Annotated in this window: 11 protein-coding genes; 7 read left to right on the top strand and 4 right to left on the bottom strand. The window is 45.4% G+C overall.

Annotated elements, in window-relative coordinates; genetic code table 11:
• The first annotated feature begins 152 nt into the window (after positions 1 to 152).
• Both DMB88_RS23920 and DMB88_RS23915 read left to right on the top strand, forming a co-directional pair.
• On the top strand, positions 153 to 1,133 hold the full coding sequence (locus tag DMB88_RS23920; RefSeq protein ID WP_128103349.1) for a YhcN/YlaJ family sporulation lipoprotein: 981 nt from the start codon (positions 153 to 155) through the stop codon (positions 1,131 to 1,133).
• A 241-nt stretch (positions 1,134 to 1,374) separates the two neighbouring features.
• Positions 1,375 to 1,599 (top strand): helix-turn-helix domain-containing protein, encoded by a 225-nt coding sequence (locus tag DMB88_RS23915; RefSeq protein ID WP_017692532.1) that lies wholly within the window; start codon positions 1,375 to 1,377, stop codon positions 1,597 to 1,599.
• 105 nt (positions 1,600 to 1,704) lie between these two features.
• Here the strand turns inward: DMB88_RS23915 and DMB88_RS23910 are convergent, their stop codons facing one another.
• On the bottom strand, positions 1,705 to 2,070 hold the full coding sequence (locus DMB88_RS23910) for a hypothetical protein (protein WP_128103348.1): 366 nt from the start codon (positions 2,068 to 2,070) through the stop codon (positions 1,705 to 1,707).
• Between the two features lie 178 nt (positions 2,071 to 2,248).
• Here DMB88_RS23910 and DMB88_RS23905 point away from each other — a divergent pair, with 178 nt between their 5' ends.
• From DMB88_RS23905 to DMB88_RS23890, 4 genes are all read left to right on the top strand, one after another.
• Positions 2,249 to 3,112 carry a MurR/RpiR family transcriptional regulator gene (locus tag DMB88_RS23905; RefSeq protein ID WP_128103347.1) on the top strand — a complete coding sequence of 288 codons (864 nt, stop codon included), beginning with the start codon at positions 2,249 to 2,251 and terminating at the stop codon, positions 3,110 to 3,112.
• 4 nt (positions 3,113 to 3,116) lie between these two features.
• Positions 3,117 to 3,845, top strand: coding sequence for a glucosamine-6-phosphate deaminase (gene nagB / locus DMB88_RS23900; RefSeq protein ID WP_128103346.1), 729 nt, complete (start codon positions 3,117 to 3,119; stop codon positions 3,843 to 3,845).
• 70 nt (positions 3,846 to 3,915) lie between these two features.
• A complete protein-coding gene (gene nagA / locus DMB88_RS23895; RefSeq protein WP_128103345.1) occupies positions 3,916 to 5,133 on the top strand; it encodes an N-acetylglucosamine-6-phosphate deacetylase in 1,218 nt (405 codons plus the stop codon).
• 141 nt (positions 5,134 to 5,274) lie between these two features.
• Complete coding sequence (locus tag DMB88_RS23890; RefSeq protein WP_128103344.1) at positions 5,275 to 5,646, top strand: hypothetical protein; 372 nt, start codon at positions 5,275 to 5,277, stop codon at positions 5,644 to 5,646.
• A gap of 206 nt (positions 5,647 to 5,852) precedes the next feature.
• Here the strand turns inward: DMB88_RS23890 and DMB88_RS23885 are convergent, their stop codons facing one another.
• From DMB88_RS23885 to DMB88_RS23875, 3 genes are all read right to left on the bottom strand, one after another.
• Positions 5,853 to 7,439 carry an oleate hydratase gene (locus tag DMB88_RS23885; protein ID WP_128103343.1) on the bottom strand — a complete coding sequence of 529 codons (1,587 nt, stop codon included), beginning with the start codon at positions 7,437 to 7,439 and terminating at the stop codon, positions 5,853 to 5,855.
• A gap of 215 nt (positions 7,440 to 7,654) precedes the next feature.
• Positions 7,655 to 8,230 carry a dihydroxyacetone kinase transcriptional activator DhaS gene (dhaS, locus tag DMB88_RS23880; protein ID WP_128103342.1) on the bottom strand — a complete coding sequence of 192 codons (576 nt, stop codon included), beginning with the start codon at positions 8,228 to 8,230 and terminating at the stop codon, positions 7,655 to 7,657.
• A gap of 731 nt (positions 8,231 to 8,961) precedes the next feature.
• On the bottom strand, positions 8,962 to 10,317 hold the full coding sequence (locus DMB88_RS23875) for a dipeptidase (protein WP_128103341.1): 1,356 nt from the start codon (positions 10,315 to 10,317) through the stop codon (positions 8,962 to 8,964).
• Between the two features lie 229 nt (positions 10,318 to 10,546).
• Here DMB88_RS23875 and DMB88_RS23870 point away from each other — a divergent pair, with 229 nt between their 5' ends.
• On the top strand, positions 10,547 to 12,952 hold the full coding sequence (locus DMB88_RS23870; protein ID WP_128103340.1) for an AraC family transcriptional regulator: 2,406 nt from the start codon (positions 10,547 to 10,549) through the stop codon (positions 12,950 to 12,952).
• The last annotated feature ends 205 nt before the right edge of the window (positions 12,953 to 13,157 follow it).

The following is a 13,157-nucleotide window of genomic DNA, read 5'->3' as shown; positions in this document are numbered from 1 at the left end:
AGCACCGTTTTTTTACATTTTCCAGCTAAGTCAAAGGCAGGCATTAGATTCCCCACCATAGGTTAAGGTTCCATATCCTTTCAGGATACCTGTATGCGTAGAGGAGCATCCTATCTCTGTGACCAAAACCATAACCCATTGGAGGATGAGACATGCCAACAGCCAAAAAGGCGAAAGCAATAACCTTATCTTTGACGAGTGCGATTTTTGTAATGGCGGGATTAACAGGTTGCGGTACAAGTAAGGATGCTAACAACATGCATTCCCAAAGTGTGCGCCATGAGGTGAAGGGACTTAACCGTTATGGTGTGGAAAGCAACGGGATGGATGGTATTCGCACCAACAATTATCGTAGTCATCGTGTCACAAGTTTAAAATCAAGTGATGAACTAGCTAAACGTATTACAGAAATGAAGGAAGTTAAGTCAGCTAACGTGTTGTTAACGGATCGCAATGCTTATGTTGCCGTTCGATTAACCGATGGACATGCTGGCAAGTTGGAGAGTAAGTCGACACGTGGGAATATGAGAGGTATGAGCGTTCACCCGAACAGTACCATGCGCACTGAAAGTATGAGCGAAGATATGGGCGGTTTGCGCGTTCATGGTGGGGATGGAACGATGTCTCCATATACTACAAGTGGTATAGCGCCAGGACTCAACACAGGTGCTGCAACAGATCGTAGTCACATGGGGAATGACCGTGGACTTTACGGTACGATGGGTACAGGAACGGTTGGAATGATGCGTGGATTGACCAACAGTGGCAAAGCGCGCACGACGGATGAAGGTCGCTATGGCACCAAAAGCGAGGGGCAACGAGTGCATAGCTCGGATGATAATACCCCAGAGGAAATCAAAGGCAAAATCGCAGCCAAAATCAAGCAATTTGCACCTAACGTCGAAAATGTCTATGTATCCGCTAACCCGGAATTTGTTGAGCATACAGAATCGTATGCAACAGACATTCGTAACGGTAAGCCGATCAGCGGCATCATCGATACCTTCTCTTCGATGGTGGAACGCATTTTCCCAACCAATGCAATGAATCCAAATCATCGTGATGGCATTCTCGGTGACGGTACAATGAATCGCACCAATCGTGATGGTCTTATGAATCATAATTTCCGGTAATCAGAACGAATGAGACAAATGTGCCTTTGTGTAGATGTTCACATCTAGTGCAAAGGCATGTTTGTTATCTACATCATCTCCTATATTACATATGCACTACGTGTATTCGAGCGATATATGCAAATAACTGCCCATTTTTCTTCTAAAACTGAACCATCGCCCTTGACCTGACATAAGATGAGTTGACTGTATCCCCTTAACCTTGTTACACCAACACAACCCGAGCAAGGAGGGGTGAACATTGAAGGGTATCGATCATAAAAGTAAATTTCTGTTGACCCACCGTGAACGCGAAGTATTCGAGTTATTGGTTCAAGACAAAACGACGCGTGACATCGCAGGGCAGTTATTCATCAGCGAGAAAACGGTGCGTAACCATATTTCGAATGTGATGCAGAAACTCAATGTTAAGGGTCGTTCGCAAGCAGTTGTAGAGCTGATTAAGCTCGGAGAACTGAAGATTTAGTTGCGAATTACAGTTAGGGTTAAGTAGCAGCATGAAAGCCTTTCTCTATTCTTTGTCATGAAGAATGGGGCAAGGCTTTTATGCTATTTGATGATCTTCCAATCTTCATGTAACCAGCCTAGATGAACACGATAAGTGTGGCTTCAAAAATTCTTTCCATCGTTTCTTGGAAAAAGGCTGATAAAACAGCTGCTCTAAAGTCTCGAACTGTCCTTCATTTAGAGATAGAAATATCGCTTTTTTGGCAATTTTGGCACAGGGCTGAGTAGTGGTTCTTGTACTCCCTATCTTATGTCTAATAGGAACATGGAATTGCAACAAGTCATGCGGACGATCCCAACCCTCCCAGCTTAATCGGCCTGCTCGCTTCCAATCAATCGCATATAAGACGTAATAAGGTCGATATTCACTTTGCCTCTCGGCGATGATCCATATGGACGGGATGATCTTCTTCTGCTGACGTTTATTCATTATCCGATCAACTCCTTGGTGCAAATTCATTATTCCAATATAAGGGCTCTCTAAAGATGAAACAAGTAAATGAAATCTTCTTGATTTACAGGTCATCGTTGTATAAAATGATGATATAAAAATAATTTTCTTTAATACATTAAATAATATAAAAATAATTTTCATAAGGAGCGCGCTTATGGCAGCCATATTACATGCGTTGCAGCAAGAATTGCAAGACCTGCCTGCTCAAGAACGGCGAATTGCAGAAGTGATATTGAGTTCGCCCTCAGACATTCCAGGCTGGACGATTAACCATCTTGCGCAGCAAAGCGGGACGAGCCCGGCGACGGTAACCCGTTTTTGTAAATCCTTTCATTTCAAAGGTTTTCCTGATTTCAAAATGAAGCTTGCTGCCGAATTATCACACCCAACAGGAGAAACGGCATATCAGGATATTGTGGCAGGCAACTCGTTGTCCAAAATCGTAGAGGCTATTGAAGCGAATCATCTGGCTTCCATAGCAGACACAACTCGTTTGCTTGATCTGGAGCGGGTGGGCAATGCAATTGAACTATTGTGCGCTGCACGCCGAATTGATCTCTACGGTGTTGCCACGTCGTCCATTGTGACTCAGGATTTCTATCAGAAACTAGTTCGGATAGGGAAGAGCTGTACCGCTTTCTCAGATTCCCATATGCAGATCACCTCTGCCTCTTCTTTAGGAGAGGGGGATGTTGCAGTTGCTGTATCGTATTCGGGCGAAACGCCTGAGACGATTGATGCACTGCATTGTGCCAAACAAGCGGGAGCCTCAACGATCTCGCTGACGTCCTACAGTAATAACAAACTGGCTGCGGTGTCGGATATCCCTCTATTTACTTCCTCACTTGAGAAGGGCATGCGAAGAGGCGATATGGCTTCACGAATTGCCTTATTACATGTCATCGACATTTTGTTCACAGGCATGGTGAGTTCCGATTTTGACCGATTCATTCCAAAGCTTGAGCAATCGTACCACAATGTACAGTCCTATCGGGTTCATAACAACGGAGGTGCTTAACGAGATGAACATTCGTATTTTTGAACATGAAGAAGATTTAAACGTTACAGGTGCCGGGATCATTACGAGTCTGCTACAGACGAAACCGCGAGCGGTACTAGGGCTTGCTACAGGCAGTTCTCCAGTGGGGATATATAAACAATTAATTGCGATGGTGCAAAAAGATCTGGTTAGCTTCGCACAGGCATCTTCCTTCAATCTAGATGAATATGTAGGTTTACCCGCCGAGCATAGCGAAAGTTATCGCAGCTTCATGAATGAACAGTTGTTCCATCATATCGATATCGACCTGGAAAGGACGTATATTCCCGATGGTAACGCACCGGATTTAGCTCAGGAGTGCAAGGCATATGAACAACGGCTTGAGGATCGTGGTCCGGTTGATCTGCAAATTCTAGGTATTGGACATAACGGTCATATTGGATTTAATGAGCCTGGCACAGAACTGACGGGTCGGACACATGTTGTGGCGTTGAAGGAAGAGACGAGAAAAGCCAATGCTCGCTTTTTTGACAATATTGATCAGGTTCCGACGCAGGCGATTACCATGGGAGTTGGGACGATCCTGAAAGCGAAGCAGATTCTGCTGATCGCTCGTGGTGAGGAGAAAGCCGAGATTATTCGGCAAGCGTTTATGGGGCCAATCACGACTGAATGCCCAGCTTCACTGCTGCAATGTCACCCCAATGTAGTTGTATTGTTAGACCGAGCTGCGGGGAAATGGGTAAGATAATAAGTTTAATAAATTATAAATTAATCCTGAGAACGTTATGGATCAGAGGTTGGGTTAGGAGGTTGGTTAGATGAGCACAGATGATACGCAACAGCTTGCGGCTAGCGATAAGATATCTATGCTACAGGGTAAGCTTGTGCTCCCAGATCGTGTGATTGCTGATGGAATTTTGGCTTGGCGTGATGAAAAAATAATATATGCAGGCTCGCCCGAAGGGCTACCTGATTCGTTTCGTCGACAAGGGCAATTTTTGCCTGTGCCTGAACATGGCATGATTGTGCCCGGATTCATTGATATCCATGTGCATGGCGGCAATGGCGAAGACTTTATGGATGCAAGCCAAGAGGTATTGGATACGATTACTGCATTCCATTGCACCCAAGGAACGACCGCTATGCTGGCTACATCGATGACCGCACCGAAGGATAGACTGGATCAGGTGCTGTATGAGGTTCATAAATATCGATCCGAAACGATGCCTTTTGCACAACTGGAGGGTGTGCATCTGGAAGGACCGTTTTTCAGCCCTAAATGGCCCGGAGCGCAAAATCCGGAGCACATTGTAATGCCTAATGTATCGTGGCTAGAAGAATGGGAGCAACAATATCCTGGATTGATCCGGCAGGTTACATTGGCGCCAGAGCGTGAAGGTGCGTTGGAGCTAATTGCATGGCTGCGAAGCCAACGAATTACGGTAGCACTGGGGCACACAGATGCCAGCTATGATGAGGTACAACGTGCAGTAGAGGCGGGGCTGCATCATGCCGTACATACATTCAACGCCATGACGCCACTGCATCATCGGCTTCCCGGTGCTGCCGGAGCCGTACTTAGCGATCCGCGGATTAGTGCAGAGGTCATTGCAGATGGAATTCATGTACATCCAGCAGCCATCTCCATTCTGGCACAACTGAAGCAACCATTAGATCAACTGGTGTTGATCACGGATGCGATGTCTGCCGCAGGTCTAGAGGATGGGGAATACGCAATTGGTGATCTTCCTGTTATTGTTGAGCATGGTGTGGCACGCCTGAAGGATGGTGGTGCGCTCGCAGGAAGCACACTAACGATGGTGCGGGGCTTCCGTTATCTTGTGCAAGAGGTTGGCTTAAGTGTTACGGCTGCGTCACGAGCAGCGAGTCTGACTCCAGCTCGTCTGCTGGGCATCGATCATCGGACAGGCTCCTTCGCTCAGGGCAAGCAGGCAGATATCGTTTTGCTGAATGAGGGATTGGATGTTGCGGGTGTGTGGGTAAAAGGACGGCGAATCGCTGAATCACTGAACTGAATCATTCCGGCGTTCTACGAGTTATATAAGATAGACAGTCTCGGCATATATTGCGAGAGAGGAAATGGTCTGGATTATATGATAAAATAGATCTCAAAATAAGATGGGATCTACGGATTACGCATCACGGAGGCGTGAAATATGAAACGCAATGTTATGCTTGAGCATGATCCTTTTATCACAGTGTTGGCAGAGAAGCTGCATATTCACGGATATTATGCTTTCTATGGCGAGCATTACAATGAGACCGATATGGAGCAGTATCGTAAACAACTATTTACATCGTTCAGCAATATCGTATGGGTAGAGTTGGATGCACGCAAAAAGTATATGATTGTGGATCATCGTGGACGCAACACGGTCATGAAACTGATCGAAGGAATGCTGAATACCCGGAGAACGTTGCGAGCAAATCAGGCAATGGCAGGTACGGATACCTCAGAAGTACAGCAGAACATCGCACATTTATCCCAACTGGTACATATGTTGAAGTTCACCACGTTTCGCACATAGAGAAAACCGTGTGTAACCTCACGAAAGTACATGCCATTGAGGAATTGAGGCACCGAAGGGCACTATACACGTCTAATGCGCAGGTTGTTTGACCTTCAATTAATTCAGTTGGCAACGGATTTACTATCCTCATCTAATGTTTGTATTTATCAAAAAGGAGTGCTGTCAAAATCAGGACGGCACTCCTTTTAATATTGTAAATTTTATTATCTAAACGAGGTCACAAAACTACTGAACAACGTGCGGACATCATACTGATACTGATGGATTGGCTCAATAGGTCGGTTTATTCCGAGTAGAGTATACACGGCAATCCGTGCCGCCCGAACCGAATATTCTTCCGTGAACACCACGTCATCAGGAATCTCACAGAATTGGCTGATAAAAGCAAGATTGGTGGAGCCTTCGGGAACGACCTTAGGCCGATCACTGTTCAATCTTGGCATAAATTGCGCTGTAATATAAGGCATCATGCATGGAATACAGTTTGCAGTAGCCATAATAGCTTCTTGATGTTCCTGGAAATGAAGATGGCCGATGAGTTCCTGCATAATCTCCTCTCCCGTACAATCACACATGCGTTTCTTCACGTAGTCGCCTACGTTATCGGGATATAAGCCGTAACCCCAGAATACGTTGACATGCTCCGGTTGCCCACGGAAATGTGGCTGGAAAGCAAGCACGACGGACATAAACCAACTCGAATCTTTGAAAGTGACCAGAGCACCCGTACCTGCACGATTGCGCGTAAATTTCTCCATCAGATCGAAGAATACCGAATCTTGAAAAGTAACGGTAAACGATTCCCATTTGGACTCATCCACATGATCGTTAAAAGAAGAAGGGTTGCCCAGCAAAGGTTTCTTGGCGGCAATGTTCTCCCATAGCTTCCAAGAGCTGCCCTTGCCGTTTAGCTTCGGAGCGGAAGACATGGAACCGATGTCGGCTCCCTCGGTCATCGAACCGTTGGTAACAATGACCAGATCACCTTCTTGAATGTCGATAGATTCCTCGTTACCGTTCCGACGCACATGCATCCGCTGAACTGTAATACCATCGCCTTCTTTGAAGTCCAGGTCGGTTACGGTGCATTTCAAGGTGAAATCTACGCCGAATGGTTCAAGATATTTTTGCAGAGGCAAGATGATGGAATCATATTGATTATATGGAGTGCGTGTAACACCTTCAAGCGTTTGAATTCTTGGGAATTCGTGAAAGAAGCGGAGCATATATCGCTTGAATTCTACAGCACTGTGCCAAGGCTGGAAAGCAAAGGTGGTAGCCCACATATACCAGAAGTTTGTTTTGAAAAAGTGAGGGCCAAACCAATCACTGATCCGTAATTTACCTAATGTATCTTCAGGTGTGATAATCAGCTTGCCCATCGCCAGCCTGTCGGCCATATCAAAGCCCATGGAGAGCACATCTTCGACCTCACCATCACGGTTAATGAGTCGAGCGTTGGAGTGAGTAGGGTTAGCATTATCAAACTCGGTAATTTCTTGTCTGACCGACAAACCAGGACGATCGATAGAAGGGATGGAAGCCAGCAGCTCCCAGAGATTTTCATAAGCTTCGTCATTAAGCATGCGTCCACCGCGGATGATATAACCTTGATCGGGGTTACCAGCGCCGTCGTTGCTACCGCCCAAAATGTTCATTTCCTCGATAATGTGAATATGTTCTCCGGGGAAGCCGCAGTCTCGAACAAGATAAGCTGCACCTGCCAATGAAGCAATGCCGCCGCCTACAAAATAGACCTGTTTATTACCGTATTCGTTGTTCACGATCATTCGCCTCCAAATAGGTTCTGTAATCACATCCCTAATGTAAGCCTTGCAGGTGAAGTAAGGTATGGTCAAAAGAACGGGAGTGTCTACTTTTTAGTCACTTTTGGAAAAATGTCTAAATTTTGATATCGGCGGAATCAATCGTGAGTGCAAGTAAATAAAAAAGAGTAAGTAAGTAAGTAAGTAAGTGAGCGATAAACGAAATAAGCTGCGCATCCTTAGGTGGATGGCAGCTTATTCTCATATCTGTGTAAAGCGCGTACCACGCTGCCTTCGATCAGTTCACTAAGCTTTTCAATGATTTGTTTTGGCTGTTCGGACATGTTGCTCCTCATCCACTGAATAATCAGCCCAGTAAACGCCAAGGTGTAAAAGTTCGCAACAAACTCCTTGTCTTCACTTCGCACCTGGATTCCACAAGCTAGTTCATCAATGACCCCCATGATTAGATCATACGTTACCTCATAGAGATATCCATCAAGGTGGTTTCGTCCAAGAGAATCCAGAGTGTTGAAGCAGAACGCCTTGTTATTCTCGATATAACAAAAGATTTTATAAAATCCATCCGTCCATGTGCTGTAGCTTCGATACTCCGTTAGACTCTCCACCGCTTCGGTCTTATAGATCCACTCAAGCAGCGCATAAATATCTTGAAAATGATAATAAAAGGTTTGCCGGTTCACACCACAATCGTCAACCAGGTGTTTGACTGTAATCTTGTTCAGCGGTGTATGCTCCATCAGTGATTTAAGCGAGCGAGCCAGCGCGTTTTTGGTTAGGTGAGAAGCAGACATATCATTTCACCTCTTTGTTAGGTTTAGTCTTCATTATCAGTCAACTATTTAGCAGACTCCATGATCAAAAGCACCAAAAAGCAAAACCGAAATCAAAAGGAAGCACAAAGAAAGACGGTATGAGAAAAAAACTGAATCAAAAACCAAAACTAAGATTCAAACAAAGACCAGGAGCAAGGGGAAATAACCCAATAAGTAGAATTCAAGAACTAAAACAGAAATGAATAAAACAAACAAACAAACAAACAAACAAAAAAACAAACAAAATAAATCCCCTAAAATCCAAAAACTCTAAAAGTCAGCTCCCAACCCAACCCAACCCAACCCAACCCAACCCAACCCAACCCAACCCAACCCAACCCAACCCAACCCAACCCAACCCAACCCAACCCAACCCAACCCATAAAAAAACCTTTAACCTATACCTTAATGATGTAAAAACAATTTCTAAACCAAAAAAGCAAACGACCCGTAGGCCGTTTGCTTATAATCCCTATACACTACCCCACTAAAGGTGGGGCTCTTATCTTAAAATCAGTTCATGGGTGCAGCAACGTAGTGGAGGGGACGAAATCGATTCTGGAGAAGCGGAGCGTTCGCCTTTATCCCCGTGATTTCTCCCTTTAGAAAAGGGAATCAAAGAAATCTGGGGATAACAGCGATCGTAAGAACGATTCGTCACCGGAACGTCTACGATGCACTCCCCCAATGATCTGGTTTTAACTAAAAAGCTACAAACTTTTCAAAAATTGAACAATCGTCAGCAACCCTTTGTCAAAGTTCTCCAGGTTGAAGTGCTCGTTCGGTGCATGCAGATTCTCGTCAGGCAAGCCGAAGCCCATCATGACAGCCGGGACTTCAAGTACACGTGAGAGCTTCTCAACAATCGGAATGGAGCCGCCATCTTTGGTGAAGAGGGCACGAACGCCGTATACCTGCTCATAAGCATCTGCTGCTTTTTGCAGAATAGGGTTGGATGGATCTGTATTAAATGCAAAAGCTTTCTCGATCTGTTTCACCTGTAACGTTGCACCTGGTTGAACGTGAGCACGGAGATGGGCTTCGATACGATCCAATACTTGCTGTGGATCTTGATCGGCCACAAGGCGGCATGTAATTTTGGCATGGGCCTCTTTAGGAATAACGGTTTTGGTACCTTCGCCTTGGAATCCACCCCATACACCATTCAGCTCGAGGGTTGGACGTGCTCCAACACGTTCCACGAAGGAGTAACCTTCTTCACCATACAACTGCTCCAGGCCAAGATCCTGACGAAGCTGTTCTTCGTTGAAGCCTTGCTTCACGAATTCTTCTCTCATCTCAGGGGACAGTGGCAGAACGCCATCGTAGAAGCCATCTACACTAACGCGTCCTTGTTCATCATGCAATGAAGCGAGCAGGGAAACGAGTGCATGCAGTGCGTTCGGAACACCGCCACCAAACGAACCTGAATGCAGATCCGTGTTAGCAGTGAACAGATCCACATGAAGTGAGCAGAGACCACGCAGACCTGTAGAGATCGCGGGTTTACCTTTTTCAAGCAAGGATGTGTCGGAGATAAGAACCATGTCAGCACGCAGCTTGTCCGTATTGTCATTAAGATAGATTGGCAGGTTCGGACTGGAAATCTCTTCTTCGCCTTCGATGCAGAACTTCACGTTAACAGGAAGCTCGTTGCTCTCTGCGAGCAAAGCTTCTACCGCTTTGATATGTAAGAAAATTTGTCCTTTATCATCCGTTGCTCCGCGAGCATACAACTTCCCATCACGTACGGTAGGCTCGAATGGAGGTGTATCCCACAGGTTAAGTGGATCAACTGGCTGTACATCATAGTGACCATAGATCAATGCTGTTGGTTTGCCAGGTGCATGCAAATGGTCGGCATACACAATCGGGTGTCCTGCGGTTTGAATAACCTCAACATTCTCCATGCCTGCACGCGTAAGTGCATCGGCTGCCCACTGTGCTGCACGATTAATGTCCTCTTTATGTTCCGAAATGGCTGAGATACTTGGAATGGATAACCATTCATTCAGTTCGGCCAAGTGTTTATCTCTGTTTTGTTGAAAATACGTTTGTTCTTTCATTATTAAAAGCCTCCTTCATGTTCTGCTTCATCCTATTGTAATCCATTTTTACGGGTTAATAAAACATTGGTTAAAAAAACGTTACATTAAATCTCGTTTCATTCACTGGGAAATGTTGAGTATAATATAAAAAAAGGATGTCATTCACAGATCATACAAATCACTCAGCAGGGAGATGAAGCAGTTCCCATGACAGGCAGATTACTCACAAGCAGGCAGGTGACCGCTGATGGAGCCAACTAGTCGTGTACGGGACATGGGTCGTTTTTTTCGTTTGCCAGGAAGATGGACGAGGCGACAGAAGGGGCGTTTCTACCGAAACAGCCTGATGCTTATTTTGTTGATTGCAAGCATTCCCGGTCTGATTACAGGAATTGTGATGTATGGGTTGGTCGTGAATCAGATGGAAAAAGAATTTAACCAGATGCATCAAAACCAGATTGAGAACCGAGCGCGGAATGTAGATGATCAGCTCGCCTATTTGGAGATGACCTTATCGCACTGGGCATTCGAACCCAGATTCGGCAATGCACTCCGGACGCTGGATTTTGTATATTTTTTCAAAGAAACACAAGAGATTGTTACGACATTGTACGTTCTACAGGGCTCGCATCCATTAATTCAATCTGCACAGCTATATTTGAAAGAGCCACAGCCGATTGTATTCAATCGGGAATATAACGAACTGCAGGATGAGAGCCAGATCGAGGCGTATGATCGATACCTGAGTATGGGCAATCATGTGTATTGGACAGATTGGGTATCTGGTCAAGAGGAAATTAAGCAATCCCTGACCTCCAATCCCAGCTTGTTACATACAGGTGCAAGTGATGCGCTCGTTCTTGTACATAAAATTCCGGGAGAAAGTGTCAAGCCGTTCGGCGCCCTAATCATCACGCTGGATAACTCAAAAATCGCAAGTTTATTGAAAACGCTTACTCCATATGATGAAGGGTTAACCTTTCTGATGGATGCCGAAGGCAATACACTGATTACTGGTAATACGGATGCAGGCGCCAAGGATTCAGTCTTTGAACAGCAATTAAAAGATGCAGTCGCCTTGCACAAGGATAGTCATTCTTTTCTATTCAAATATGAGGATCAGACTTACTCCGTATCATCCGGCTCGTTAAATCGAATCGATGCGGATTGGACGTACGTGTCTGCAGCTCCATTGACCTCGGTTACTTCACCCGTCAAGCTGGTATCCAAAATCATTGTGATGGCGAGCATAGGAAGTCTTGTATTAGGGCTACTGCTGTCATGGTTTGCTTCACGCCGAATCTATTCACCGGTTGCACGGATGGTTCATCTGCTGACACCTGGAAGAAACGAAGTGTCTACCGATGTGAAGTTGGACGAATTCCAACTGTTGGAACAGCACTGGAATGAACTGACTTCAGATCGTCTGACAGCTCACCGCCAGCTACAAGAACAACTTCCTCATCTACGGGACAGCTTTGTATTACAACTGGTGCAAGGCCATCTATACGCATACAACGAGCAGGATCTGTGCCGGCGTATGACAAACCTTGGATTTGAGGTGGAGGGGCAGCAGTTTTTGTTATTGCAGATGTATTTTACAGGACATGTGACATTACGAGAACGATTTGGCAGCAGGGACACAGGACTGATTACGTTTGCCGCAGTCAACATTATAGAAGAGGTTGCGAAGGGGTATTTTAGCCAAGTTAGTGTGATGAATTTCCACGATCTATCCTCGGCGATGTTAATTATAGCTCCAGAGAAGGATTCCTTGAAGCCGCAGGCGTTGTTGTGGGGAGAGGAGCTTATGGAAGTGATTCACCGAACGCTGAAAATGCAGGTCACCGTGGTGGTCAGTCGACCAGCCGCAACGTTGCAGGAATTGCCTGGTTTATTCGTGGAGATGGAGCAAGCTGTCGTTTATCGCAGTGTGGAGGTAGGCAGCCAAATCCTTGATCTAGATGATGAGCAATGCTTCAGCCAAACGGAAGGAGCTACCTATCCCCTTGGGCTAGAACGTGATTTTATTCAGGCGCTGAGACTAGGGAAGCGGGATGAAGCAGAACGGGGAATGGAACAATTTCTGACCGAGGTGACTCGAACCGATAGTACGGAATTTCAGGTACAGCAGATGATGCTTCAGTTATTGGGTAGTATTCAGCACGTCATGCTGCAAACGGGCGTTATCCCCTACCAGCTGTTCGGCGGCTGTAACATGTATGAACGACTGTCGAGCATTCGTGAACCAGCACAGATGATGCAGTGGATGAAGGAGAAAGTGATTAGACCGTATTTGCAAGAGATCGAGCTTAGATCTCAAGAGCCGCTTAAGCAGGTGGTGGAACGAACGATGCAGTACATTGATGACAACTACAGCAACGATATTTCATTGGAAGCATGCGCTGATCTGGAACAGATGACACCTTATGCTCTCAGCAAGGCATTTAAACAGATCTCCGGAATGAATTTTATTGATTATTTGACCCAGGTACGTATGGAGAACGCGAAAAAGTTACTACGTGAGACATCAATGAGAATAAATGATGTTGCAAGCGCAGTAGGATACCAGCATAGTTATTTTAATCGAATTTTCAAAAAACAAGAGGGTTCAACACCAAGCCAGTATCGGGATCAGTGGTTTACATCTTAATCGATTTTCAGAAGCTTCGTTAGCCGGGATTCCATATAGGGATTCCGGTTCTTTTTTGTTTTATAAAGGTGGCTGGGGTGCAAATACAAATAAAGAGAAGACGGCAAAAATGTGCAATCCTCTTCTTCAAAATGTTGCAAATCAAGAGCGCTATTGGCGCTATATCGGGCTTTGTACAGGTATGAAAAGTACTAAGCAAAAAATG

This window comes from Paenibacillus sp. DCT19, assembly GCF_003268635.1.
Classification (GTDB): domain Bacteria; phylum Bacillota; class Bacilli; order Paenibacillales; family Paenibacillaceae; genus Paenibacillus.
Note: the sequence above shows the minus strand (reverse complement) of the source record. Positions and strands in the feature narration are given on the sequence as shown.

Coding starts and splice junctions, on each gene's coding strand:
- DMB88_RS23920 (WP_128103349.1), top strand. CDS start 153: ATGCCAACAGCCAAAAAGGCGAAAGCAATAACCTTATCTTTGACGAGT.
- DMB88_RS23910 (WP_128103348.1), bottom strand. CDS start 2,070: ATGAATAAACGTCAGCAGAAGAAGATCATCCCGTCCATATGGATCATC.
- DMB88_RS23905 (WP_128103347.1), top strand. CDS start 2,249: ATGGCAGCCATATTACATGCGTTGCAGCAAGAATTGCAAGACCTGCCT.
- nagB (WP_128103346.1), top strand. CDS start 3,117: ATGAACATTCGTATTTTTGAACATGAAGAAGATTTAAACGTTACAGGT.
- nagA (WP_128103345.1), top strand. CDS start 3,916: ATGAGCACAGATGATACGCAACAGCTTGCGGCTAGCGATAAGATATCT.
- DMB88_RS23890 (WP_128103344.1), top strand. CDS start 5,275: ATGAAACGCAATGTTATGCTTGAGCATGATCCTTTTATCACAGTGTTG.
- DMB88_RS23885 (WP_128103343.1), bottom strand. CDS start 7,439: ATGATCGTGAACAACGAATACGGTAATAAACAGGTCTATTTTGTAGGC.
- dhaS (WP_128103342.1), bottom strand. CDS start 8,230: ATGTCTGCTTCTCACCTAACCAAAAACGCGCTGGCTCGCTCGCTTAAA.
- DMB88_RS23875 (WP_128103341.1), bottom strand. CDS start 10,317: ATGAAAGAACAAACGTATTTTCAACAAAACAGAGATAAACACTTGGCC.
- DMB88_RS23870 (WP_128103340.1), top strand. CDS start 10,547: ATGGAGCCAACTAGTCGTGTACGGGACATGGGTCGTTTTTTTCGTTTG.